This is a genomic window from Stappia stellulata DSM 5886 (assembly GCF_000423705.1).
Classification (GTDB): domain Bacteria; phylum Pseudomonadota; class Alphaproteobacteria; order Rhizobiales; family Stappiaceae; genus Stappia; species Stappia stellulata.
In genome coordinates this window covers 867,689-889,719 of the sequence record NZ_KE384082.1, presented here as the reverse complement: position 1 = coordinate 889,719, position 22,031 = coordinate 867,689, and the positions used below count along the sequence as shown (strand labels likewise).

Annotated in this window: 21 protein-coding genes and 1 other RNA gene; 19 read left to right on the top strand and 3 right to left on the bottom strand. The window is 65.7% G+C overall.

Annotation, left to right across the window (positions count from 1 at the left end; translation table 11 throughout):
• Window positions 1–204 precede the first annotated feature (204 nt).
• Together gap and tkt are read right to left on the bottom strand one after the other, a co-directional pair.
• A complete protein-coding gene (gene gap, locus G572_RS0116440; RefSeq protein WP_029059415.1) occupies window positions 205–1,212 on the bottom strand; it encodes a type I glyceraldehyde-3-phosphate dehydrogenase in 1,008 nt (335 codons plus the stop codon).
• A 165-nt stretch (window positions 1,213–1,377) separates the two neighbouring features.
• Window positions 1,378–3,366 carry a transketolase gene (gene tkt / locus G572_RS0116435; protein WP_029059414.1) on the bottom strand — a complete coding sequence of 663 codons (1,989 nt, stop codon included), beginning with the start codon at window positions 3,364–3,366 and terminating at the stop codon, window positions 1,378–1,380.
• Window positions 3,367–3,738: 372 nt separating this feature from the next.
• On the opposite strand from tkt, the gene G572_RS0116430 reads away from it, so the two are divergent.
• The 7 genes from G572_RS0116430 (at window position 3,739) to G572_RS0116405 (ending at window position 8,992) form a co-directional block, all read left to right on the top strand.
• Entirely contained in the window at window positions 3,739–4,047 is a 309-nt protein-coding gene (locus tag G572_RS0116430) for a DUF4164 domain-containing protein (protein WP_245566238.1), read from the top strand.
• Window positions 4,048–4,056: 9 nt separating this feature from the next.
• Window positions 4,057–4,434 carry a cell division protein ZapA gene (locus G572_RS0116425; protein WP_029059412.1) on the top strand — a complete coding sequence of 126 codons (378 nt, stop codon included), beginning with the start codon at window positions 4,057–4,059 and terminating at the stop codon, window positions 4,432–4,434.
• A 95-nt stretch (window positions 4,435–4,529) separates the two neighbouring features.
• Window positions 4,530–4,685, top strand: a non-coding RNA gene (gene ssrS, locus G572_RS26030) — 6S RNA.
• A gap of 64 nt (window positions 4,686–4,749) precedes the next feature.
• Window positions 4,750–5,406, top strand: coding sequence for a 5-formyltetrahydrofolate cyclo-ligase (locus tag G572_RS0116420; protein ID WP_245566237.1), 657 nt, complete (start codon window positions 4,750–4,752; stop codon window positions 5,404–5,406).
• Between the two features lie 2 nt (window positions 5,407–5,408).
• The gene (locus G572_RS0116415; protein WP_029059410.1) at window positions 5,409–6,239 is read left to right on the top strand and encodes a TIGR00282 family metallophosphoesterase; all 831 of its coding nucleotides are present in this window, start codon (window positions 5,409–5,411) and stop codon (window positions 6,237–6,239) included.
• A 204-nt stretch (window positions 6,240–6,443) separates the two neighbouring features.
• A complete protein-coding gene (locus G572_RS0116410) occupies window positions 6,444–7,193 on the top strand; it encodes a YebC/PmpR family DNA-binding transcriptional regulator (RefSeq protein WP_029059409.1) in 750 nt (249 codons plus the stop codon).
• 449 nt (window positions 7,194–7,642) lie between these two features.
• Entirely contained in the window at window positions 7,643–8,992 is a 1,350-nt protein-coding gene (locus G572_RS0116405) for a globin-coupled sensor protein (RefSeq protein WP_029059408.1), read from the top strand.
• A gap of 11 nt (window positions 8,993–9,003) precedes the next feature.
• On the opposite strand, the gene G572_RS0116400 is transcribed toward G572_RS0116405, so the two are convergent.
• Entirely contained in the window at window positions 9,004–9,780 is a 777-nt protein-coding gene (locus G572_RS0116400) for a sulfite exporter TauE/SafE family protein (protein ID WP_208979125.1), read from the bottom strand.
• Window positions 9,781–9,993: 213 nt separating this feature from the next.
• Here G572_RS0116400 and ruvC point away from each other — a divergent pair, with 213 nt between their 5' ends.
• The 12 genes from ruvC to ftsH all read left to right on the top strand — a co-directional run bounded on the left by ruvC (window position 9,994) and on the right by ftsH (window position 21,909).
• On the top strand, window positions 9,994–10,509 hold the full coding sequence (ruvC, locus tag G572_RS0116395; protein WP_084650217.1) for a crossover junction endodeoxyribonuclease RuvC: 516 nt from the start codon (window positions 9,994–9,996) through the stop codon (window positions 10,507–10,509).
• The gene (ruvA, locus tag G572_RS0116390) at window positions 10,509–11,123 is read left to right on the top strand and encodes a Holliday junction branch migration protein RuvA (RefSeq protein WP_029059405.1); all 615 of its coding nucleotides are present in this window, start codon (window positions 10,509–10,511) and stop codon (window positions 11,121–11,123) included. The genes ruvC and ruvA overlap by 1 nt, the downstream gene beginning before the upstream one ends.
• On the top strand, window positions 11,120–12,172 hold the full coding sequence (gene ruvB / locus G572_RS0116385) for a Holliday junction branch migration DNA helicase RuvB (RefSeq protein ID WP_029059404.1): 1,053 nt from the start codon (window positions 11,120–11,122) through the stop codon (window positions 12,170–12,172). The genes ruvA and ruvB overlap by 4 nt, the downstream gene beginning before the upstream one ends.
• Complete coding sequence (ybgC, locus tag G572_RS0116380) at window positions 12,162–12,629, top strand: tol-pal system-associated acyl-CoA thioesterase (RefSeq protein ID WP_029059403.1); 468 nt, start codon at window positions 12,162–12,164, stop codon at window positions 12,627–12,629. The genes ruvB and ybgC overlap by 11 nt, the downstream gene beginning before the upstream one ends.
• Before the next feature lie 244 nt (window positions 12,630–12,873).
• Window positions 12,874–13,587, top strand: coding sequence for a protein TolQ (gene tolQ / locus G572_RS0116375; RefSeq protein WP_029059402.1), 714 nt, complete (start codon window positions 12,874–12,876; stop codon window positions 13,585–13,587).
• A gap of 3 nt (window positions 13,588–13,590) precedes the next feature.
• Window positions 13,591–14,040, top strand: a complete 450-nt coding sequence (gene tolR / locus G572_RS0116370) for a protein TolR (RefSeq protein ID WP_029059401.1) — start codon at window positions 13,591–13,593, stop codon at window positions 14,038–14,040.
• 20 nt (window positions 14,041–14,060) lie between these two features.
• Window positions 14,061–15,014 carry a cell envelope integrity TolA family protein gene (locus tag G572_RS0116365; protein ID WP_029059400.1) on the top strand — a complete coding sequence of 318 codons (954 nt, stop codon included), beginning with the start codon at window positions 14,061–14,063 and terminating at the stop codon, window positions 15,012–15,014.
• A gap of 199 nt (window positions 15,015–15,213) precedes the next feature.
• Complete coding sequence (gene tolB, locus G572_RS0116360) at window positions 15,214–16,515, top strand: Tol-Pal system beta propeller repeat protein TolB (RefSeq protein ID WP_051242533.1); 1,302 nt, start codon at window positions 15,214–15,216, stop codon at window positions 16,513–16,515.
• Window positions 16,516–16,710: 195 nt separating this feature from the next.
• The gene (pal, locus tag G572_RS0116355) at window positions 16,711–17,196 is read left to right on the top strand and encodes a peptidoglycan-associated lipoprotein Pal (RefSeq protein WP_029059398.1); all 486 of its coding nucleotides are present in this window, start codon (window positions 16,711–16,713) and stop codon (window positions 17,194–17,196) included.
• A gap of 311 nt (window positions 17,197–17,507) precedes the next feature.
• On the top strand, window positions 17,508–18,524 hold the full coding sequence (gene ybgF, locus G572_RS0116350; protein ID WP_084650215.1) for a tol-pal system protein YbgF: 1,017 nt from the start codon (window positions 17,508–17,510) through the stop codon (window positions 18,522–18,524).
• On the top strand, window positions 18,511–19,851 hold the full coding sequence (tilS, locus tag G572_RS24335; RefSeq protein WP_051242532.1) for a tRNA lysidine(34) synthetase TilS: 1,341 nt from the start codon (window positions 18,511–18,513) through the stop codon (window positions 19,849–19,851). Before ybgF ends, tilS begins: the two co-directional genes overlap by 14 nt.
• Before the next feature lie 129 nt (window positions 19,852–19,980).
• Window positions 19,981–21,909, top strand: coding sequence for an ATP-dependent zinc metalloprotease FtsH (gene ftsH, locus G572_RS0116335; RefSeq protein ID WP_029059396.1), 1,929 nt, complete (start codon window positions 19,981–19,983; stop codon window positions 21,907–21,909).
• The last annotated feature ends 122 nt before the right edge of the window (window positions 21,910–22,031 follow it).

The following is a 22,031-nucleotide window of genomic DNA, read 5'->3' as shown; positions in this document are numbered from 1 at the left end:
CAACGGTCGGCGCCGCCGCTGGAATGGTTGCGGACAGTCTCGGCCCCGGCCCGGTCCGTGTCCGGATGCCACATCTTGCGGCGATCCGGATGGGGCGGGTCCGATTTCCGGTCGAGACGATAGAAACCGAACCCGAGAAGCGCGGTGGCTCCCAATAAAATGAAGATGCCCGGGATCTGAAATCCGGAATCTCCATTTGCCGTCCTAGATGGTCTTTGCCAGGGCGACGGCGGTGTCCGACATGCGGTTGGAGAAGCCCCACTCGTTGTCGTACCAGGTGAGAATGCGCACCATGGTGCCGTCCATGACCTTGGTCTGGTCCATGTGGAAGACCGAGGAATGGCTGTCGTGGTTGAAGTCGCAGGAGACAAGCTTGTCGTCGGTGAAACCGAGGACGCCCTTCAGCTTGCCGTCGGCGGCCGCGCGGATCGCCGCGTTGATTTCCTCGACGCTGGTCGCGCGCTTTGCGTTGAACGTCAGGTCGACGACCGAGACGTTCGGGGTCGGAACGCGAATGGCCACGCCGTCGAGCTTGCCGTTCAGCTCCGGCAGCACCAGGCCGACGGCCTTGGCCGCACCGGTGGAGGTCGGGATCATCGACAGCGCGGCCGCGCGGGCGCGGTAGAGATCGGAATGCATGGTGTCGAGCGTCGGCTGATCGCCCGTGTAGGAGTGGATCGTCGTCATGAAGCCGGTTTCGATGCCGATGGCCTCGTTCAGCACGGAGGCGACCGGTGCCAGGCAGTTGGTCGTGCAGGACGCGTTGGAGACCACGAGGTCGGCGCTGGTCAGGGCCTCATGATTGACGCCATAGACGATGGTCTTGTCGGCGTTGGCGGCCGGGGCGGAGACAAGCACGCGCTTGGAGCCGTTCTCAAGGTGCATCGCGGCCTTGTCGCGGCTGGCGAAGATGCCGGTGCACTCCATGGCGACGTCAACGCCGAGCGCGCCCCAGGGCAGTTCCTTGGGATCGCGGATCGCGGTCACCTTGATCGGGCCCTGTCCGACGTCGATCGTGTCGCCGTCGACCGTCACGGTGGCGGGAAAGCGGCCATGCACGGAATCGTAGCGCAGCAGGTGTGCGTTCGTTTCCACCGGGCCCAGATCGTTGATCGCCACGACCTGGATATCGGTGCGGCCCGATTCCACAATGGCGCGAAGAACATTGCGGCCGATCCGGCCAAACCCGTTGATGGCAACTTTTACGGTCATGTGAGTGTCCCCTTAAATCCTGGCGCAAATCGCCGTCCAGTCCGGCCCGTTGGACGCCGCCGTGGCTGGCTGCGCGCGGACCTGTCCGAAATGCCTGCCGGCAGGCGTCGTGCCCGCCGGCCGGAACGCCCGCTCTCCCTGTCCGGTCGAGCAGGCGCCTAGAGTTCAGCCGCCGACGCGGTCGGTGACGGCCTCAACAACGGCTTCGGCGGTAATGCCGAAGTGGGCATAGAGTTCCTTGTAGGGCGCGCTCGCGCCGAAGCCCGACATGCCGATGAACACGCCGTCGCGGCCGATGATCCGGTCCCAGCCCTGACGGATGCCGGTCTCGATCGCGACCTTGACGCCCGGGCCGCCGATCACGTCGGCCTGGTAGTCGTCGGACTGGCGCTCGAACCGCTCCATGCAGGGCACCGACACGACACGGGTCTGGATGCCCTTGGCGACGAGCGCCTCGCGGGCCTCGAGCGCGATCTCGACCTCGGAGCCGGACGCGAACAGCGTCGCGGCCGGGGTGTCGTCCGCGTCGGCGACAACATAGGCGCCGCGCGCGCAGAGGTTTTCTTCCTCAAAGGTCGTTCGGACCGGCGCGAGGTTCTGGCGGGTCAGCGCCAGCACGCTCGGCGCATCGCGCGCTTCCAGCGCGAGCTGCCAGCATTCCAGCGTCTCCGTGACGTCGGCGGGACGGTAGAAGTCGAGATTGGGAATGGCCCTCAGCGCGGCGTAGTGCTCCACCGGCTGATGGGTCGGGCCGTCTTCGCCAAGGCCGATGCTGTCATGGGTCATCACGTGGATGACGCGCTGCTTCATCAGTCCGGCAAGGCGCATGGCCGGGCGCGCATAGTCGGAGAAGACCAGGAACGTGCCGGAATAGGGGATCATGCCGCCATGCAGCGCCATGCCGTTCATCGCGGCGGCCATGCCGTGTTCGCGGATGCCCCAGTGAATATAGCGGCCGGTGAAGTCCTCCGGCGTGATCGCGCCGGTCTCGGCCGTGCGGGTGTTGTTGGAGCCGGTCAGGTCGGCCGATCCGCCAATCGTCTCCGGAATCGCCTGGTTGATCGTGCCGAGCACATATTCCGAAGCCTTGCGGGTCGCCATCGTCGGGCGGTCGGAGGCAATCTGCTTCTTCAGCGCGGTCATTGCGTCGGCGAAACCGGAGGGAAGATCGCCGCGCAGGCGACGCTCGAACTCGCCACGGGTCTCGGCATCCGCCTCGGCGAGGCGTTTTTCCCAGTCCTTGCGGGTCTGGCCCGAGCGCAGGCCGGCAATCCGCCAGGCGTCGAGAATGTCGCTCGGCACCTCGAAGGGCTCATGCGCCCAGCCGAGCGCCTTGCGGGTGGCGGCGAGCTCTTCCGCACCGAGCGGCGCGCCGTGGACCTTTTCGGTGCCGCCCTTGTTGGGGGCGCCGAAGCCGATGGTGGTCTTTGCGGCAATCAGGGTCGGGCGGTCGCTCTCGCGTGCGGCGTTGAGGGCCGAGGCGATGGCCTCGGGATCGTGGCCGTCGATCGCGACGGTCGCCCAGCCGCTCGCCTGGAAACGCTCGAGCTGGTCGGTGCTGTCGGTAATCGACACCTTGCCATCGATGGAAATGCCGTTGTCGTCCCAGATGACGACCAAGCGGTTGAGCTTGAGGTGGCCGGCAAGCGAAATCGCTTCCTGGCTGATGCCTTCCATCAGGCAGCCGTCACCGACGAGCGTATAGGTGTAATGGTCGGCAAGCTCGGCGCCGAAGGTTTCGCGCATGTGGCGCTCGGCCATCGCCATGCCCACGGCGTTTGCCAGCCCCTGGCCGAGCGGGCCGGTGGTGGTCTCGATGCCCGCGCCGTGACCGTATTCGGGATGGCCGGCGGTCAGCGCGCCGAGCTGACGGAAATTTTTGAGTTGGTCGAGGGTAAAGTCGTCCGACCCGAGCAGATAATGCACCGCATAGAGAAGCATCGACCCGTGGCCGGCGGACAGCACGAAGCGGTCGCGGTCCGGCCAGTTGGGATGCGTCGGATCGTAGTGCATCACCTGGGTGAACAGAACGGTGGCGATGTCGGCGGCGCCCATGGGCAGGCCGGGATGACCCGACTTGGCAGCCTCGACGGCGTCTGCGGCGAGGAAACGGATCGCATTCGCCATGCGATTGTGTTTTTCAAGATCGGTCATTGCTAGGTTCCGTCTGTCCCTGTCGGGGGGCCGCAAGGGCATTGCAGTCCTGGATTTCGAGCCCTGCGCGGCTGTCGCGCGGGGAATGTCGTCGGATCGGGCGCGGCAGATTTCGAGAGGATGCGAACGCGCCCGCCATCAGCCGTCGCGTGGCAGCCTACTGACCGCCTGCGCAAAGCGGGTCGACAAATATCAGGAACCCCCGGGGAGTCAACAAAGCGGATGCCGGGAAAACCGGCGTTCGCGCGAGGCCGGCGATCTCGCCTCTTCGGCAAAGGGATGCTATAGCGATGCGCCGGGATCGGGACGGCGCACAGATGGCTTTCGGGAAGCCCGGCGTCGGCGGACGCAGCGACAACAGCAAAGATGGCAATGGACGAGACGGGACACATGGGGGCTGGATCGGCAGAGCGTACGCTCGATGCGGCGCTGGAGCGGCTGACGCGGGCGGTCGGCCGGCTCGAGGCGGCCGTGGAGCGCCGGCAAGAGGCCGACCTGTCGGTCACGGGCCTCCAGCAGGAGGTCCAGCGACTGGGTGACGACCGATCCCAGCTCGCCGCCACGCTCGATACGTCGGAAGCCCGTGTCGGACGGCTGGAGGATGCAAACCGCGAGGTGTCCCGGCGCCTCGTGTCGGCGATGGAATCAATCCGTTCGGTTCTCGAAACCCACGGCGGCTGAGGAGGCGGCATGGCGCAGATCATCGTGACCATCAACGGCCGCAGCTTTCGCATGGCCTGCGACGATGGCGAGGAGGAGCGGCTGACCGGACTGGCCCGCCGCTTCGACGGCTGTATCGACACCTTGCGGGGAAGCTTCGGCGAGATCGGCGACCTCCGGCTCACGGTGATGGCCGGCATCATGGTGACCGACGAACTTGCGGAGCGCGAACGGCGGCTGAAGGCGCTCGAGGACGAGGTGGAAAGCCTGCGCGAAGCGCGCAGCGCGGCTCTCGAGCGGGCCGAGCGCAGTGAGGCCGCCGTGGCCGAGCGCGTCACCCAGGCCGCCGAACGGATCGAGGCCCTGGCGGAAGGCCTGAGCCGTCCGGTGCGCTCGTCTGACGCCTGACCCGGGCACGGTCGACACCGCGCACTCCGATTTTTAACGCCAAACACAAAACGTGTGTTGTGTTTGGCGCGGCGCCGACCCTATATCCAGAACTGGCGTGGCTGCGCGGTTCGTCAGGAGACATATCCCCGGGGCCTTACGCATCCCTTGGGAGCTGTTCCTGCCCTCGCCCGTGGGCTTGGGCACACGGCGCCCACCTACACAGTAGGTTTCCCGGGATTGCAAACTCCAACGGCTGATGCGGCCACGTCATTCGCATTTTCCGGCCGTTCCGGCCCGTCTGTACAAGTGTTTTCTGTCTGAAGAGAGCGTATCGTGACGGCAGCATCCGATTTCCGACCGCCGGACCCGTTGCGCGCATCGGACACGCCGGACCGCGATGTCGCCGATCCGGAAATGGCGGCGCGCAAGGCGGCCGTTCGCTCAGCCGCCCTTGCCCGGCGTGCCGCGCTTGATCCGCAAGTTCGGATCGAAGGCAGTCTCGCGCTTGTCGCCCATCTCGATGCACTCGATTTCCCCCAAGGTGCCACAGTCTCAGGCTTCTGGCCGATCCGCGACGAGATCGATCCCCGCCCGCTGATGGATGCGTTGCGTGCTCGCGGGCATGCGCTCTGCCTTCCCGCAATCGTCGAGGGCGAACTTGTGTTTCGCCGCCTGACGCGCGAAACCGTGCTGGTGCGCGCCGGTTTCGGGACGGTCGAGCCGCCGGCGGATGCGCAGGAGCTCGTTCCCGACTGCATGCTCGTTCCGCTTGCCGCTTTCGACATGCGCGGTGCGCGTATCGGCTACGGGCGGGGGTATTACGACCGGGCAATCGCCCGGATCACCGGGCAGCTGGGGCGTCGCCCCGCGACCGTCGGGCTGGCGTTTCACGCACAATGCGCCGACGTCGTGCCGGAAGAGGCCCACGACCAGCGGCTCGACCGGATCCTGACGGAGGCCGGCCTCATGGAATTCAAGGAGCACGAGTAGGCATGCGGCTGTTGTTTTTGGGAGATCTTGTCGGGCGCAGCGGTCGGCAAGCGGCCATCGATGCGCTTCCGGGTCTGGTTGAAACCAACGCGATCGATTTCGTCATCGTCAACGGCGAGAATGCGGCGGCCGGGTTCGGCATTACCGAGGAGATCCTCCAGGACGTGCTCGATGCCGGTGCCGATGTGGTCACCACCGGCAACCATGTCTGGGACCAGCGCGACACGCTGGTCTATATCGGGCGGCAGGACCGCCTGCTTCGACCGATCAACTTTCCGCCGGGCGCGCCAGGGCGCGGCGCCAATATCTTCACTGCCCGCAACGGCGCGCGCGTTCTCGTCGCCAATGCGATGGGACGTGTGTTCATGGACAGTCTCGACGATCCGTTCATGGCCATCGACACCTTGCTGGACAGCACGCCGCTCGGCCAGGTGGTCGATGCCGTGGTGATCGACATGCATGCAGAGGCGACGAGCGAAAAGCAGGCGCTGGCGCATTTCGCCGACGGGCGCGCGTCGCTGGTTGTCGGCACGCACACGCATGCCCCGACGGCGGATCACCAGATCCTTCCCGGCGGGACCGCCTACATGAGCGATGCCGGCATGTGCGGCGATTACGATTCCGTGCTCGGCATGGAAAAGGACGAGCCGATCTCCCGGTTCCTGCGCAAGATCCCGTCCGGCCGCTTCACCCCGGCGCTCGGCGAGGCCACCGTTTGCGGCGTTGCGGTGGAGACCGACGACCGGACGGGACTGGCCACAGCAGTGGCGCCGCTGCGGCTCGGCGGCCGGCTCAGCCCGGCGCTGCCGCCGTTCTGGCCTGCCTCTGCGTAGGGTCTCTGGATTTTTGGTGCGTCGCGGCCTATAACGCGGCGATCCAATTCCCAGTCCGGGCTTCGGCAACGGCACCGCTGACGATCATCGAATGCGACCTTGCGGCAAGCCGGTGCGAAATCGCCCTCGGGGACAGCTTCGCCTTGTCTCCCGCTGGCCGGCCTTGCAAGCCCCGGACGACACAGCGACGAACCAGGACACGACATGGCCGGACATTCCCAATTCAAGAACATCATGCACCGCAAGGGCCGTCAGGACGCGGTCCGTTCCAAGATCTTTTCCAAGCTGTCGAAGGAGATCACGGTCGCGGCCAAGATGGGCGGGCCGGATATCAATGCCAATCCGCGTCTGCGCCTGGCGGTTCAAAACGCCAAGGCCCAGTCCATGCCCAAGGACAACATCCAGCGCGCGATCAACAAGTCGCAATCCGGCGATGGCGACAACTATGAAGAGCTCCGCTACGAGGGCTACGGCCCGGCAGGCGTGGCGGTGATCGTCGAGCTCCTCACCGACAACCGCAACCGATCCGCATCGAACGTGCGCTCCTATTTCTCCAAGTGCGGCGGCTCGATGGGCGAGACAGGGTCGGTTGCCTTCATGTTCGACCGTGTCGGCGAGATTGTCTATCCCGCTTCGACCGGCACCGCCGACGACATGCTCGAAGCTGCCATCGAGGCCGGTGCCGAGGATGTGCAGTCGGATGCCGAAAGCCACGTCATCATTTGCGCCTTCGAGGACCTGGGTGATGTTTCCAAGGCGCTCGAGTCGGCGCTCGGCGAGGCCGAAACGGTGAAGGCGATCTGGAAGCCGCAGAACCTGACCCCGCTCGATGCGGACAAGGCGCAGACGATGTTCAAGCTGATCGCGATGTTCGAGGATGACGATGACGTGCAAAACGTCTTTGCAAATTACGACATCGACGATGAGACCCTGGCAAGCCTGACTGCGGCCTGAACCTCTCGACACATACGTTCGCCCGAAAACAAAACCGCCGGTCCCGCCGGCGGTTTTTCTATTTTCTACGCCTGTTCAAGCGTTTGCCGAAGCCGGCGGGTCGTCGGAAGAAAAGTGATTTCTGAAAGTAAGGCCCTGCCTTGCCATGACTATACATAATATGACTTTGGGGAATTGTGCTGTTTTTCCATTTTCCTAAAATGATTTTTTTAATATTTCGATTTCTATTGAATTACGAGGGTTGGGATTCGTTTTTTATTTTTGGAATTTGTTCGTAATTTCCAGATTACGATAAGGAAACCTCGGTTTTTTTGATTTCGATATTCACTCTTTCCAATAAGGAAAAGATCCTGCCCTATTGGATTAAATTTATTTAAACGTGCTTGAGGAATTATCCTGACGCCGGGGCAAGGGAAAAAGACCGTCTCCGGACTGTGGAGGAAGCGAGAATGTCCTATCATGCTGAAATTGCCGCGCGCCGCGATTTTTACAAATTGGATCAAGCGGCCATGACCCTGCTGCGCGAGGCGAAGCCACTGCTCATGCAGGCCCTTCCCCAGGTGCTCGACGCCTTCTACCAGCATGTCGGGAGTTTTTCCGAAACGCAGGCCTTCTTCAAGAACGCCAGGCACATGGATCACGCCAAGGAGATGCAGCTGCGTCACTGGGACACGATCACCGACGGGCTGTTCGATACGCATTACGTCGAATCCGTGACCAAGGTCGGCGAGACGCACAACCGGCTTGGCCTGGAGCCGAAGTGGTACATCGGCGGATACAATTTTCTCGCCTCCGGCCTGATGGAGGCGATCCAGACGGCGTGTGCAGGCGGGTTTCTGCGCCGGGGCGATCCGCAACGGATGACGGCCCTGCAGAAAGCGGTGTTGTCCGCGGCCATGCTCGACATGGATCTTGCGATTTCGGTCTATATCGATGCCGGCCGTCGCGACCGCCGCGACACGCTCGAGCGACTGGCAGGCGAGTTCGAGACTGCGGTCGGCACGGTGGTGGAAACCTGCGTCGCCTCGGCCTCCGCGCTTGATGCGGCCTCGACCGATCTGGGCGAGGTTGCCGAACAGACGACGGATCGGTCTCGCTTTGCCCAGGGGGCTGCCTCCGAGGCCTCGCAGAACGTTCAGGCCGTCGCGTCCGCAGCCGAGGAACTGAGCGCCAGCATCCATGAGATCGCACGCCAGGTGAGCGAGGCGACCCGCATTTCCGATCTCGCGGTGAACAATGCCGCCAAGTCCAACGAGAAGATCGGTTCGCTGACAGCCGCCTCGCAGAAGATCGGCGACATCGTCAGACTGATCTCCGATATCGCGGGCCAGACCAACCTGCTTGCGCTGAATGCGACCATTGAGGCGGCGCGCGCCGGGGAGGCGGGCAAGGGCTTCGCGGTGGTTGCTGCAGAGGTGAAGGGGCTCGCGGAACAGACCGCCAAGGCGACGGCGGAAATCGCTGCCCAGATCGGTGAAATCCAGACCGCGACCAACGAGTCGGCCGAAGCCATCGGTGGCGTGTCCTCCACGATCCAGAACATGAACGATATCTCGACCGCCATTGCCGCCGCCGTGGAGGAGCAAGGCGCCGCAACCGGCGAGATTTCCCGCAACATCTCGCAAGCCTCCGACGGCACGGGCCGGGTCACGGCAAGCACGCATGACATTGGCGGGGCCGCGGAGCGCGGCAGCGCGGTTGCGGGTCAGGTGCGCGAGCATTCCTCCGCGCTCAATGCCCATATCGCCAATCTGGACGAGCGCATGCGCGAGCTGATCCAGACCGTGCGCGCCGCCTGAGGGCGTCGGATTTACCGCAGCCAGGGATCGAGAAGCGGAAGGCTCGAGATCGCGGAAAACAGAATGATCCCGTAGGCCACCGGGCGATAGGCTTGCGGAGAGGCCGTTCCAAAGCCGCGCGCGCCGGCATAGATCATCAGGCCGTAGACCGGTGCAAGCACCAGGAAAAGGGCAATCACGGCGCGTGAGTAGAAGCCGTTGTAGAGAAAGGCGGCGAAGACCGAGACGCCCACGACAGCGAAGAAGGTGATCAGATTGGCCCGGATCACGGCGGGTGGCTTGGGGCCCGCGGCCCAGAACACCACCACCGGCGGGGCGGACACCTGCGAAACGCCGGACAAAAGTCCGGCAAAGGCGCCGACGGCCACGGAGGCCAGCCGGCCCGGCGCGCGCGTATAGCGATATCCGAAAACCAGAAGCGCCAGTGCGATCAGCACGATGGTCGACAGGCTCCATCTGAGCGCCAGCGTGTCGGCCCGCGCGAGGATCGCGGCGCCGAGCGGGACCATGATCATCGCGCCGATACAGGCGGGAAGCACGGTCGACCAGTCGCAACGCCGCACGGCGCCGGCCAGAAGCGGCAGGGTCACGAGCGTATCGAGCAGCAGAAACCCGGCCGCCGCAGCGGCCGGATCGATCACGCTGGACGCGGCCGGCATGAAGATCATCGCCGCGCCGAAGCCGGAAAAGCCGCGCACGGCACCGGCGAGCGCGATCGCCGCAACGAGCAGGGCCAGCGTTCCAGGCTCTGGCAGCTGCGCGAAAAGGTCGACGAGAACTGTCGGCATGTCGGTCCGTTCGGGTGCGTGGGGAAGCCGGCGAGGCCGCGGGATCGGGGTGGGACGGAGGCTTGAGACTAGCGAGCGCTCCAGTGGACCGGCAACTGCGGCGAAAGGCAAGCCCGTCCCGCCATCCTTTGCGCGCTCTTGCGCGCTGGAAAACGGCGGCTTGCCGGTGCTGCCTCTGGTCACGGCGCGCGATTGGCGTTACCGATTTGTTCCATGACAGCGCCGATTCGAATTCTGGGAATTGATCCCGGTTTGCGCCGCACCGGTTGGGGCCTGATTGGCGCCAGCGGCAACCGGCTGACCTTTATCGCGAGCGGGACGGTGATCTCCGACAACCGCAAGACCCTGGCCGACCGGCTGCGTCAGTTGCATGACGGGCTGCAGGAGGTGGTCGCCGAGAGCCGGCCGGACGAAACGGCGGTGGAACTGACTTTCGTCAACAAGGATGCCGGGGCCACGTTGAAGCTGGGCCAGGCGCGCGGAATCGCGTTGCTCGTTCCCGCGCTCAATGGGCTTTCCGTTGCCGAATACGCGCCCAATCTCGTCAAGAAGACCGTGGTCGGCACCGGCCACGCCGACAAGGACCAGATCCGTATGATGGTGAAGGTGCTGATGCCGAAGGCGACCTTCAATTCCGACGATGCGGCAGATGCGCTGGCCATTGCCGTGTGTCACGCCCAGCATCGCGGCGCGCGCGCCATTGCCCGGATCGCGGAGGGGCTCGTCTGATGATTGGAAAGCTCAAGGGGCGCGTCGACGAAATCGGCGAGGATCACCTGATCCTCGATGTCGGCGGTGTCGGCTATCTCGTCTATTGCCCGGCGCGCGTGCTGCAGGGCCTGCCCTCGCCCGGCGAGGCGGCGGCGCTTCACATCGAGACCATCGTGCGCGAGGACATGATCCGGCTCTACGGGTTCTCCTCGCGCGCCGAGCAGGCGTGGTTCCAGCTCCTGATGACGGTGCAGGGCGTCGGCGCCAAGGTGGCGCTGGCGGCGCTTGGCGTCATGTCGGCGTCGGAGATCGCCAATGCCATCGCGCTGGGCGACACGGCGGCGATCACACGCACGCCGGGCATCGGCAAGCGGGTGGCGGAGCGCATCGTCACGGAGCTGAAGAGCAAGGCGCCCGCCTATTCCAGCGTCGATGCGGACACGATCTCCGTGTCGCAGCAGGCCTCGAGCGGTGCGTCCTCGGCGGTTAGCGATGCGGTGTCCGCGCTGGTCAACCTCGGTTACCCCTCCGCACAGGCGAGTGGGGCCGTCTCCAAGGCGGTCAAGTCGGCCGGTGAGGGGGCCGATACCGCGACGCTCATCCGTCTTGGCCTCAAGGAGCTTTCGGTATGAGCGAGGCCGACCCCCGTCTGGTGACGTCCGAGGTTCGCGGCGACGAGATCGACACGACGATGCGCCCGCAAGTGCTCGACGATTTCGTCGGCCAGGCGCAGGCGCGCGCCAATCTCAAGGTGTTTATCGGCGCGGCCAAGGCACGTGGCGAAGCGCTCGATCATGTGCTTTTCGTCGGTCCCCCCGGCCTCGGCAAGACGACGCTGGCGCAGATCATGGCGCGCGAGCTCGGCGTGAATTTCCGCGCGACATCGGGTCCGGTGATCGCCAAGGCCGGTGACCTTGCGGCGCTTTTGACCAATCTGGAAGAGCGCGACGTGCTCTTTATCGACGAGATCCACCGGCTCAATCCGGCGGTGGAGGAGGTGCTCTATCCGGCGATGGAGGACTTCCAGCTCGATCTCATCATCGGCGAGGGGCCGGCGGCGCGGTCGGTCAAGATCGATCTGGCGAAGTTCACGCTGGTGGCGGCGACGACCCGTCTCGGGCTGTTGACCACGCCCTTGCGCGACCGCTTCGGCATTCCTGTCCGGCTGCAGTTCTACACCACGGAAGAGCTGGAGCTGATCGTGACGCGCGGTGCGCGCCTGCTCGGCATCGGCATGAGCGCGGACGGCTCGCGCGAGATCGCGCGACGCGCGCGCGGAACGCCGCGCATCGCCGGCCGGCTGCTGCGCCGGGTGCGCGATTTCGCCGTCGTCGCCGGACAGGAGACGGTGGATGCGGGCATCGCCGACCGGGCGCTGACCCAGCTTGAGGTGGACAGCGCCGGGCTCGACCAGCTCGACCGACGCTATCTCAACCAGATCGCGTTGAAATTCGGCGGCGGACCGGTCGGCATCGAAACCATCGCCGCCGCCCTGTCGGAACCGCGCGACGCGATCGAGGAGATCGTCGAACCCTTCCTGATCCAGCAGGGCTACATCCAGCGCACGCCGCGCGGACGCATCCTGACGCCGACGGCGTTCCAGCATCTGGGGCTTGCCGTTCCGGGAGGCGTCAATCCGCTGCAGCCCGGTCTCTTCACCGAGGACGGCAATGACGGGTGAGGCGGCCCCCTGGCCCGATCTCGCGGGCCGGCTGACGCCGTCGGGACACGTCCTGCCGGTGCGCGTCTACTACGAGGACACGGATTTCACCGGTGTCGTCTATCACGCGGCCTATCTGAAGTTCATCGAGCGCGGCCGGTCCGATTTCCTGCGCTTGTGCGGCATTCATCACGCAGATTTGAGCGACGGCGTGCATGGCGAGGCGCTGGCCTTCGCCGTGCGGCGCATGGAGATCGACTTTCTCGGGCCCGCGCGCATCGACGACGCGCTCGAGGTGGTCACGCGGCTTGACGGCGCGCGCGGGGCTCGCCTGTGTCTGGCGCAGGAGGTGCGTCGTGCCGGGGCGCTCCTGTTTTCCGCCAGCGTCACCGTCGCCGTCATCTCTTTCGACGGCCGTCCGCGCCGTCTGCCGGCGGCGCTTGCGGCGCGGCTTGAAGGCGCCGGTCAACCCGATTGAGGGTATCGCGCGCCGGCGTTGTATGATCCAAAGCCCTTGCGTCTTAACCGGGCAGTAACCTTAACGCCTGCTTAATGCCGGAGAAATTCGGCGGAAACAGTCCCAGTTTCGCCAAAATCGCTCGCCATTGAGGCGGGTGACTCAGCGAACATGACTGGTCCGGACAGGGTGTCCGGATGGCGGGCAACCGGCGGCCGATCCGGCAGACGTGCCGATGACATCGGGCAAGAGGTCCAATTACATAATGAATCCCGTAGAACTTGCACAAACGACCCTCGCCGCACCTCAGGGCGACATGTCGTTCTTCGCGCTCTTCTTTCAGGCGCATCTCGTCGTCAAGCTCGTGATGATCGGGCTCATCGGTGCGTCTATCTGGTGCTGGGCGATCATTGTCGACAAATGGCTGCTGTACGCCCGCACCAAGCGGCAGATGAACCGCTTCGAGACCGTGTTCTGGTCCGGCCAGTCGCTGGAGGAACTCTACCGAACGCTCTCGGGCCGGGCGAACCACTCGATGTCGGCGCTGTTCATCGCGGCGATGCGCGAATGGAAGCGCAGCCACGAGGGCGCGCGTCCGGCGATCGCCAGCCTGCGCCAGCGCATCGACCGGGTGATGGATGTGACCATCGCGCGCGAGGCGGAACGCCTCGAGGCGCGGCTGATGGTGCTGGCGACCGTCGGTTCGGCCGCGCCCTTCATCGGCCTGTTCGGTACGGTCTGGGGCATCATGACCAGTTTCCAGGCGATTGCCTCGTCGAAGAGCACCAATCTTGCGGTCGTGGCGCCGGGCATCGCCGAGGCGCTGCTTGCAACCGCGCTTGGCCTGTTGGCCGCCATTCCCGCCGTGATCGCCTACAACAAACTGTCGGCGGATGCCGGCAAGCTTGCGGCGCGCATGGAAGGTTTCGCAGACGAGTTTTCGGCCATCCTGTCGCGTCAGATCGACGAGAGGAGCTGAGCTATGGGCATGCAGCTCGGCGCATCGGACGACCAGGGCGGCGGACGGCGCAGGCGTCGGCGTCGCCATCAGCCGATGAGCGAGATCAACGTCACGCCCTTTGTCGACGTGATGCTGGTGCTCCTGATCATCTTCATGGTGGCGGCGCCGCTCCTGACCGTGGGCGTTCCGCTCGACCTGCCGGAAACGCAGGCGAAGCCGCTGGAGGGGGCAACCGAGCCGATCACGATCTCCGTGGCGGCCGACGGGCGCATCTTCATGCAAGACTCCGAGATCGCCGCCGACGAGGTGATCCCGACGCTCGAGGCGATTGCGCAGAACGGCTATGACGAACGGATTTTCGTGCGCGGCGACGAGAACGCCGACTATGGCACGATCATGCGGGTGATGGGGCGCATCAACGCGGCCGGCTACAAGCGGCTGGGTCTCGTGACGCTGGAAGAGCAGCAGTAGGTGAGGAGCCTTAGCGGGTAATGCGTGTCGGCCTGATCGCATCGATCGGCGGCCATCTGGCCGTGCTGGTTTGGGGAGTGGTGTCATTCCCCGAAGCGCGTCCGTTCGACGTCGGCCCGGTGGACACCTTGCCGGTGGATCTCGTGCCGATCTCCGAACTCACCCGATTGCGTATCGGCGAAAAGGACGCAGAGGTTCGCGAGATCGAGGCGACCAAGCCGGCGGAAAAACCGGTGCCCGATCCCGATCCCGAAACGCCGCCCGCCGAAACCGCCGCCAAGCAGCCGCGCGAGGCCGCGCCGGAGCCGACACCGGCACCTGAGCCGACTCCCGCGCCGCCGCCCGAACCCGCGCCGCCCGAGCCCGCCCCGCCGGAGCCGGCGCCCGAACCCGAACCCGAACCGGCGCCCCAGCCGGTGGAGGCCGAACCCGCGCCTGCGCCCGCGCCGGAACCGGAACCGCAGGTGGCGGAAACGCCGCCGCCGTTGCCGGCCTCCGCACGACCGCGCACCAAGCCGACACCGCCGCCGCGGACCGATCCGCCGAAGGATTTCAATCCCAACCAGATCGCCGCGCTCCTCAACAAGGTGGAACCCGCCGGCGGGGGGGCGCCCTCGTCCTCCGACACGCCGGCCTCGCTCGGCAGCCGCGAGGGGCTGAGCAACGTGACGATGAGCCAGTCGGAGCTCGATGCCCTGCGCGGGCAGATTTCCCGATGCTGGAGCCCGCCGGCGGGCACGGCCGGCGCGTCCGACCTCAATGTGCGGCTGAAGGTCTTCCTGACGCCGTCCGGCGACGTCGACCAGCGCCCGGAGGTGATGAATTCGAGCGGCAATCCGTCGTTCACGATCGCGGCGGAAAGCGCAAGGCGTGCGGTGCTGCGCTGCGCGCCCTATGCGTTGCCGCGCGACAAATATGAATCCTGGCGTGAAGTCATCATCAATTTCGACCCGCGGGACCTGTTGGGCGGATGATGCGTCGATGCGCCAGTCGGGAATTCTCCCGCACGGATGCGGTTCAGGCCGCGCCCGGAAACATGATACTGGAAGAGACGGCGCGCCAGATCGCGCCGCATGGGAGCCTCGCATGATGGAGCCTCAAGCGATGAAGCCAAGCGTGAAGCCGGGGCGAGCTGTTGGCCATGCCACAGCCCGCGTCTTGTCCGCTGTCGCGATGCTTGTTGCCGTGACGATCGGGGGGGGCGCGCTCGCGCCGCCGACCCCGGCGCACGCGGTGGTGGAGATCGATGTCACCCAGGGCAACATCGAGCCGTTGCCCATCGCGATCCCGACCTTTTCCGGTCAGGGGGGCGATGCCGATATGGCGGCCCAGATTTCCGAGGTGATCACCGCCGATCTTGGCCGCTCCGGCCTGTTTCGCACGCTCGATCCGGCGAGCTTCATCGAGAAGAACGTGAGCACCGGCGCCCCGCCGCAGTTCGCCTCCTGGCGGCCGATCGGCGCGCAGGCGCTCGTTGTCGGCGCGATTGCGCGCCAGTCCGACGGACGCATCCGGGCGGAATTCCGCCTTTGGGACGTGTTTGCCGGCCAGCAGATGCTCGGTCAGCAGTTCTACACGACCTCCGAAAACTGGCGACGCATGGCGCATATCATCGCGGATGCGATCTATGAGCGTCTGACGGGGGAAAAGGGTTACTTCGACACGCGCATCGTTTTCGTCGATGAGACGGGTCCGAAGGACAAGCGCGTCAAGCGGCTGGCGATCATGGATCAGGACGGCGCCAACGTGCGCTACCTGACGAACGGAAAAGACCTGGTGCTCACGCCCCGCTTTTCGCCGTCGCGCCAGGAAGTTACCTACATGGCCTATGACGGATCGGACCCGAAGGTCTATCTCCTGAACATCGAGACGGGTCAGCGCGAGGTGGTTGGCAACTTTCCCGGCATGACGTTCGCGCCCCGGTTTTCGCCCGACGGCCAGCGGGTGGCGATGAGCCTGCAGCAGGGTGGCAATGCCAATATTTTCGTGATGGACCTGCGTTCGCGCCGCACGACGCGGCTGACCAACACGCCGGCGATCGACACCAGCCCGTCCTATTCGCCGGACGGCAACCGGATCGTGTTCGAATCCGATCGTGGCGGTTCGCAGCAGCTCTATGTGATGGACGCCGGCGGCGGAAACCCGCAGCGCATCAGTTTCGGTCCCGGGCGCTACTCGACCCCGGTCTGGTCGCCGCGCGGGGATCTGATCGCCTTCACCAAGATGAACCAGGGCCGCTTCATGATCGGCGTGATGCGGCCCGACGGATCGGGTGAACGCGTGCTGACGGAGGGCTATCACAACGAAGGCCCGGCATGGTCGCCGAACGGACGCGTTCTGGTGTTTTTCCGGGAAACGCCGGGCGCCAACGGCGGGCCGCAGCTGTGGACGGTGGATCTCACCGGCTACAACGAGCGGCGCCTGCCGGTGCCGGCCTTCGCCTCCGACCCGGCCTGGTCGCCCTTGCTGGAATAGGTGTAGCGGGATAGGCTCGGTGGCTGAAATCCGCCGCCTGTCCGATCCGAGACCGTGGTGGCGCGCGGCCTGGGCGCCAAGAGCCGGGCAGGCCGGGAAAGAAAAAATTAACCACGTTGCTGAACGGCGGCTTAACCAGTTTCGCTTTAGAAGCGTTTACCCTATCGGGGCCGTGGGGATCAGGAGTAGGAATTCATGATGCAATTCGGGATGCAGGGCCGGGGCGTACGCTTCGCCGCCGTCGTCGCAGGCACGTTGCTGCTTGCCGCCTGCGCACAGACCAAGCCGGACGGCCTGACGGGCAATGTCCAGCCGGGCACCGGCCAGGACTTCGTCGTCAACGTTGGCGATCGCGTGTTCTTCGGAAACGACCAGACCACGCTGTCGTCGCAGGCGACCGCGACGCTGAACAAGCAGGTCAAGTGGCTGCAAAGCTATAGCCGCTACACGGTGACCATCGAGGGGCATGCCGACGAACGCGGCACGCGCCAGTACAACATCGCGCTCGGTGCGCGCCGTGCCAATGCGGTGCGCGACTATCTCGTCTCGCGCGGGATTTCCGCAAGCCGCGTCAAGACGATCTCCTATGGCAAGGAACGTCCGGTTGCCGTGTGCAACGACGAATCCTGCTGGACGCAGAACCGGCGTGCGGTCACCGTGCTGAACAACGCCGGAAGCTGATCGCAGTTCGATGCGGCGGGATTTCAGAACGGCTGGATGCGCTGGGCGCCTCCGGCCGTTTTTGCGTTCCAGGGCCCCCGCGCCCGGCGGCGGCTTGCACGGGCGTCAAAATTTGGCCGAACTCACAGCGCCCTGTGCTACGCAACCGGGCGTGACGCGCGCTCGGGCGCGCGGGCACCCGCGACGCCCGTCAGCCCGCGAGGCGCCGGTCTTGTCCAATTTGTCATGCCGGACAGCGCGGCCGGGCGGTCGGCACACGGTCTTCGGCAATGAACCCCCCGTCGGGGCGGAGGAGATGCATGGAATTGTCAATGTCCACCAGACGTGAAGCCGCCGGTCTGCGGCAAAGGCACCGCCGTCCGGCGGTGCGCCCGGGCGCGGTCGGTGCCCGCCTTCTCACGGCGATGCTTGCCCTGATTGTCGCCCTTGGCGTTGCCACGCTGCCGGCAAAGGCGCAGCTTTTCGGGTCGCGCGACGACGGACAGGCCTCGGTACGCCTCAACCAGGTCGAGGACCAGATGCGCACGCTGACCGGCCAGGTCGAGCAACTCAACTTCCAGATCCGCCAGCTTCAGGACCAGATCCGGCGGATGCAGGAGGACAACGAGTATCGCTTTCAGCAACTGGAGCAGGGCAGCGGAAACCGCTCCGACGCCCGTCCGCCGTCGGCGTCCGGAACGCAGGACTTCGCCGGCACCATCAATGGCAGCGAAAGCTATGGCGCGGCCCCCCAGACGTTGGGGCAGATCCCAGCCGAGGGCGGGTCGGGCGATGCCGAGTTCGCGGCCGAGGGCGGTTACCGGGAAGGAGGCAGCGGCGGGCCCCTCGATCTCTCCGCCCTGGCGCGCGGCATCGGATCCGCGCCGTCGTCCGACCCCGGCGGCTCCACCACGCCGCCGGGCGTTTCCGGCGGGGGCAACGACATGGCCGCGCTGTCGTCGGGTTCGCCGCGTTCGCAATATGACGCGGCCTATTCGCTCATCCTGTCCGGCGATTATCAGGCGGCCGAACGCGAGTTTCGGGCATTCCTGGAGGCCAATCCCAACGATCCGCAGGCGGCCAACGCCCAGTTCTGGCTTGGCGAGAGCCATTATGCCCGCGACCAGTACCGCGAAGCCGCCGATGCCTTCCTGAAGAGCTACACAGATTACCCCGACAGCGCCAAGGTGACTGACAGCCTGCTCAAGCTCGGGCTTTCGCTGCGGGGCATCGGCCAGACCGATGCCGCCTGCGCGACGTTTTCCGAACTCCTGACCAAATACCCCGGCGCCCCAACCTCGATCCGCGCGGAGGCCGAGGCCCAGAAGCAGCGCAGTGGCTGCGCCTGACTGCGAACCGTCCCGCGCAATCGCGCCGGACGAGGCCGACCGGCTGTTTTCTGTGTTTGGCGGGTATCGCAAGCTTGCCGTTGCCGTGTCCGGTGGCGCGGACTCGCTCGCGCTCATGGTCCTTCTCGCCGAATGGCGGCACCGGACCTCGTGTGCGCCGGAGCTCTCGGTCCTTACCGTCGACCATGGCCTGCGCCCCGAGGCGGGTGGCGAGACCGAGATGGTTGCAGGGCTTGCCCGCGCACAGGGGCTTGAATGCCGCATCCTGAAATGGGCCGGGGACAAGCCGTCCGGCAATCTCCAGGCGGAGGCCCGCGACGCCAGGTTCGCTCTGATGGCGCGCGCGCTTGCCGATGACGGCGGCGACGCACTCGTTTTGGCGCATCATCTGGAGGACCAGGCGGAAACCTTCCTGCTCAGGCTGGCGCGCGGGAGCGGGGTCTATGGCCTTGCTTCCATGGCGCCGGTCGCCGAGCGCGACGGCGTCGTGCTGTTGCGCCCGTTGCTGGGGATCGCGAAGGCGCGACTGGCAGCGACGCTTGCCGTGCGCGATATCGCCTGGTGCAGCGACCCTTCGAACGACGATCTCGCCTTTGCGCGCGTGCGCGTGCGGGCGCTCCTCCCGGAGTTGGCAGCCGAAGGGCTGACACCGCGCCGGCTTGGAGAGACGGCGGCGCGCATGGGGCGGGCGTCGGCGGCGCTCGATGCCTGGGTGCGCGACGTGGCGACGCGCCATGCGCAGGTGCATGCGGCCGGACCGGTGCGCCTTCCGCTCGCCGCCCTCGCCGCCGTCCCGGAGGAGGTGCTGCTCAGGTTGGTCTCCCGCCTGCTGCGGCGGGTCGGCGGACAAGCCTACCCAGTTCGCATCGAGAAGCTCGAGCGCCTCGTTGGCGATCTGGCGGGAAAGCCGGGCGCGCAGGCAACGCTCGCCGGGGCGGTTGTCCGGCGAACGGCCTCGGCACTGGTGATGTGGCGCGAATACGGTCGCAGTCCGCCCGAACCGCTTGTGGCGCGCGGGCCCGGCGCCTGGATCTGGGACGGGCGTTTCGCCGTGTCGACGACGACAGTGGAAAAGGTCGCGGTCGTCGCGCGCGCCGACATGGTCAAACGCGGGGACGCGGCGCCTGCCATCGCGATGCCGGCGGGCTGGCCCGCGCAGGCCTTCGACACCGCGCCCTGCCTCCTGCGCGATGGCGATGCGCCATATTGTCCCGGATTCGGCACCGCCGCGCCGCCCGCCAGCGTCCACCTGTCCCTCCTGCCGCTGTTCGAAGAGGCGGAACTCCCGGGAAATTCCTTAAATTCGCTGCATTCGCGAACGACTTAAGGAAAATGTGAGGGGTTTGATGCAAATCTCGCGTGTCACCTTGGCAGTCCCGCCTGTGAGACCTATCTTGCAGTCTATGCTTATCGTCCTCGGCGCAGACCGCCGCGCGCCCGCGGTGAAGGAAACGCAATGAACGCCAATTTTCGCAATTTCGCTCTGTGGGTCATCATCGGCCTGCTGCTGATCGCCCTTTTTCAGCTGTTCCAGAATCCTGGCCAGCGGACCGAGGCGAACAACATTCCCTTCTCCCAGTTCCTGAATCAGGCGGAACAGGGAGATGTCCGGGAAGTCACCATTCAGGGTCAGCAGGTTTCCGGCCAATACACGAGCGGCGACACTTTCCAGTCCTACGCGCCGGAATCCGCCGGCGAATATGTGGAGATGCTGCGCTCCAAGGGCGTTCGGATCACCGCGCAGCCTCCTTCGGAAAACTTCTCGCTTCTGGGCGCGCTGATTTCCTGGTTCCCGATGCTGATCATTCTGGGTATCTGGATCTTCGTGATGCGCCAGATGCAGGGCTCCGGCGGCAAGGCGATGGGCTTCGGCAAGTCCAAGGCCAAGCTTTTGACCGAGGCGCACGGTCGCGTCACCTTCGAGGATGTCGCCGGTATCGACGAGGCCAAGGAAGATCTTCAGGAGATCGTCGAATTCCTGCGCGACCCGCAGAAGTTCCAGCGTCTCGGCGGCCGCATCCCGCGCGGTGTCCTGCTCGTCGGCCCTCCGGGCACGGGTAAGACGCTGACCGCACGCGCCGTTGCCGGCGAGGCGAATGTCCCGTTCTTCACGATTTCCGGTTCCGACTTCGTCGAGATGTTTGTCGGCGTCGGCGCGAGCCGCGTGCGCGACATGTTCGAGCAGGCCAAGAAGAACGCGCCCTGCATCATCTTCATCGACGAGATCGACGCGGTCGGCCGCCATCGCGGTGCCGGCCTTGGCGGCGGCAACGACGAGCGCGAGCAGACGCTGAACCAGCTTCTCGTCGAGATGGACGGCTTCGAGCCGAACGAGGGCGTGATCATCATCGCCGCGACCAACCGTCCGGACGTTCTCGACCCCGCGCTGCTGCGCCCGGGCCGTTTCGACCGCCAGATCGTGGTTCCGAACCCCGATGTGACCGGCCGCGAGAAGATCCTCAAGGTGCATATGCGCAAGGTGCCGCTGGCGCCGGATGTCAACGTGCGCACGCTGGCGCGCGGCACCCCGGGATTTTCGGGTGCCGACCTGATGAACCTCGTCAACGAGGCTGCCCTGCTGGCGGCCCGACGCGGCAAGCGCCTCGTTACGATGGCGGAGTTCGAGGACGCCAAGGACAAGGTCATGATGGGCGCGGAACGCCGCACCCTCGTCATGACCGAGGAAGAAAAGAAGCTCACCGCCTACCACGAGGCTGGTCATGCCCTGGTGGCGTTGCACATGCCCGCCTCCGATCCCATCCACAAGGCGACGATCATCCCGCGCGGGCGCGCGCTGGGCATGGTGATGCGCCTCCCGGAGAAGGATCAGGTCTCGCTGACGCGCGCGAAGTGCAAGGCGGACCTTGCGGTTGCCATGGGCGGACGCGTGGCGGAAGAGATGATCTTCGGCTACGAGAAGGTGACCTCGGGCGCGTCCGGCGACATTCAGATGGCGACCAAGCTGGCGCGCGCCATGGCGACCCAGTTCGGCATGTCGGACAAGCTCGGTCCGCTGCTCTACGGCGAAAACCAGGAAGAGGTGTTCCTGGGCCATTCGGTCGCGAAGAACCAGCATGTCTCGGAAGATACGCAGCGCATCGTCGACGCGGAGATCAAGGCCTTCGTCAACACCGGCTACGAGACCGCCAAGCGCGTGCTCGGGGATCACGAGGACCAGCTTCACGCCATCGCCAACGGTCTGCTTGAGTACGAGACGCTCTCGGGCGACGAGATCCGCGATCTGCTCGACGGCAAGCCGCCGGTGCGCGACACAGACGATGACGCGCCGCCGACCCGGGTCTCCGCCGTCCCGAAGACGGGCGCCAAGCGCCGCGACGAGGGCGATCAGCCCAGCGGTGGCATGGAGCCGCAGCCTCAGGGCTGACAGGGCTTACAGCGGTTTCAGGAAATCCAGGCCCGGCGGGATGACCGCCGGGCCTTTGTTACGAATGAACACAAATTTTGAACCTGTTTGCCTGACGATGGTGCTAGGGAAACGGGTATCCC

Coding starts and splice junctions, on each gene's coding strand:
- G572_RS0116405 (WP_029059408.1), top strand. CDS start 7,643: ATGTCCTATCATGCTGAAATTGCCGCGCGCCGCGATTTTTACAAATTG.
- pal (WP_029059398.1), top strand. CDS start 16,711: ATGATGCAATTCGGGATGCAGGGCCGGGGCGTACGCTTCGCCGCCGTC.
- ftsH (WP_029059396.1), top strand. CDS start 19,981: ATGAACGCCAATTTTCGCAATTTCGCTCTGTGGGTCATCATCGGCCTG.
- G572_RS0116425 (WP_029059412.1), top strand. CDS start 4,057: ATGGCGCAGATCATCGTGACCATCAACGGCCGCAGCTTTCGCATGGCC.
- ruvA (WP_029059405.1), top strand. CDS start 10,509: ATGATTGGAAAGCTCAAGGGGCGCGTCGACGAAATCGGCGAGGATCAC.
- tolR (WP_029059401.1), top strand. CDS start 13,591: ATGGGCATGCAGCTCGGCGCATCGGACGACCAGGGCGGCGGACGGCGC.
- tkt (WP_029059414.1), bottom strand. CDS start 3,366: ATGACCGATCTTGAAAAACACAATCGCATGGCGAATGCGATCCGTTTC.
- G572_RS0116430 (WP_245566238.1), top strand. CDS start 3,739: ATGGACGAGACGGGACACATGGGGGCTGGATCGGCAGAGCGTACGCTC.
- ybgF (WP_084650215.1), top strand. CDS start 17,508: ATGTCCACCAGACGTGAAGCCGCCGGTCTGCGGCAAAGGCACCGCCGT.
- tolB (WP_051242533.1), top strand. CDS start 15,214: ATGCTTGTTGCCGTGACGATCGGGGGGGGCGCGCTCGCGCCGCCGACC.
- tolQ (WP_029059402.1), top strand. CDS start 12,874: ATGAATCCCGTAGAACTTGCACAAACGACCCTCGCCGCACCTCAGGGC.
- ruvB (WP_029059404.1), top strand. CDS start 11,120: ATGAGCGAGGCCGACCCCCGTCTGGTGACGTCCGAGGTTCGCGGCGAC.
- G572_RS0116365 (WP_029059400.1), top strand. CDS start 14,061: ATGCGTGTCGGCCTGATCGCATCGATCGGCGGCCATCTGGCCGTGCTG.
- ybgC (WP_029059403.1), top strand. CDS start 12,162: ATGACGGGTGAGGCGGCCCCCTGGCCCGATCTCGCGGGCCGGCTGACG.
- G572_RS0116415 (WP_029059410.1), top strand. CDS start 5,409: ATGCGGCTGTTGTTTTTGGGAGATCTTGTCGGGCGCAGCGGTCGGCAA.
- G572_RS0116410 (WP_029059409.1), top strand. CDS start 6,444: ATGGCCGGACATTCCCAATTCAAGAACATCATGCACCGCAAGGGCCGT.
- gap (WP_029059415.1), bottom strand. CDS start 1,212: ATGACCGTAAAAGTTGCCATCAACGGGTTTGGCCGGATCGGCCGCAAT.
- ruvC (WP_084650217.1), top strand. CDS start 9,994: ATGACAGCGCCGATTCGAATTCTGGGAATTGATCCCGGTTTGCGCCGC.
- G572_RS0116400 (WP_208979125.1), bottom strand. CDS start 9,780: ATGCCGACAGTTCTCGTCGACCTTTTCGCGCAGCTGCCAGAGCCTGGA.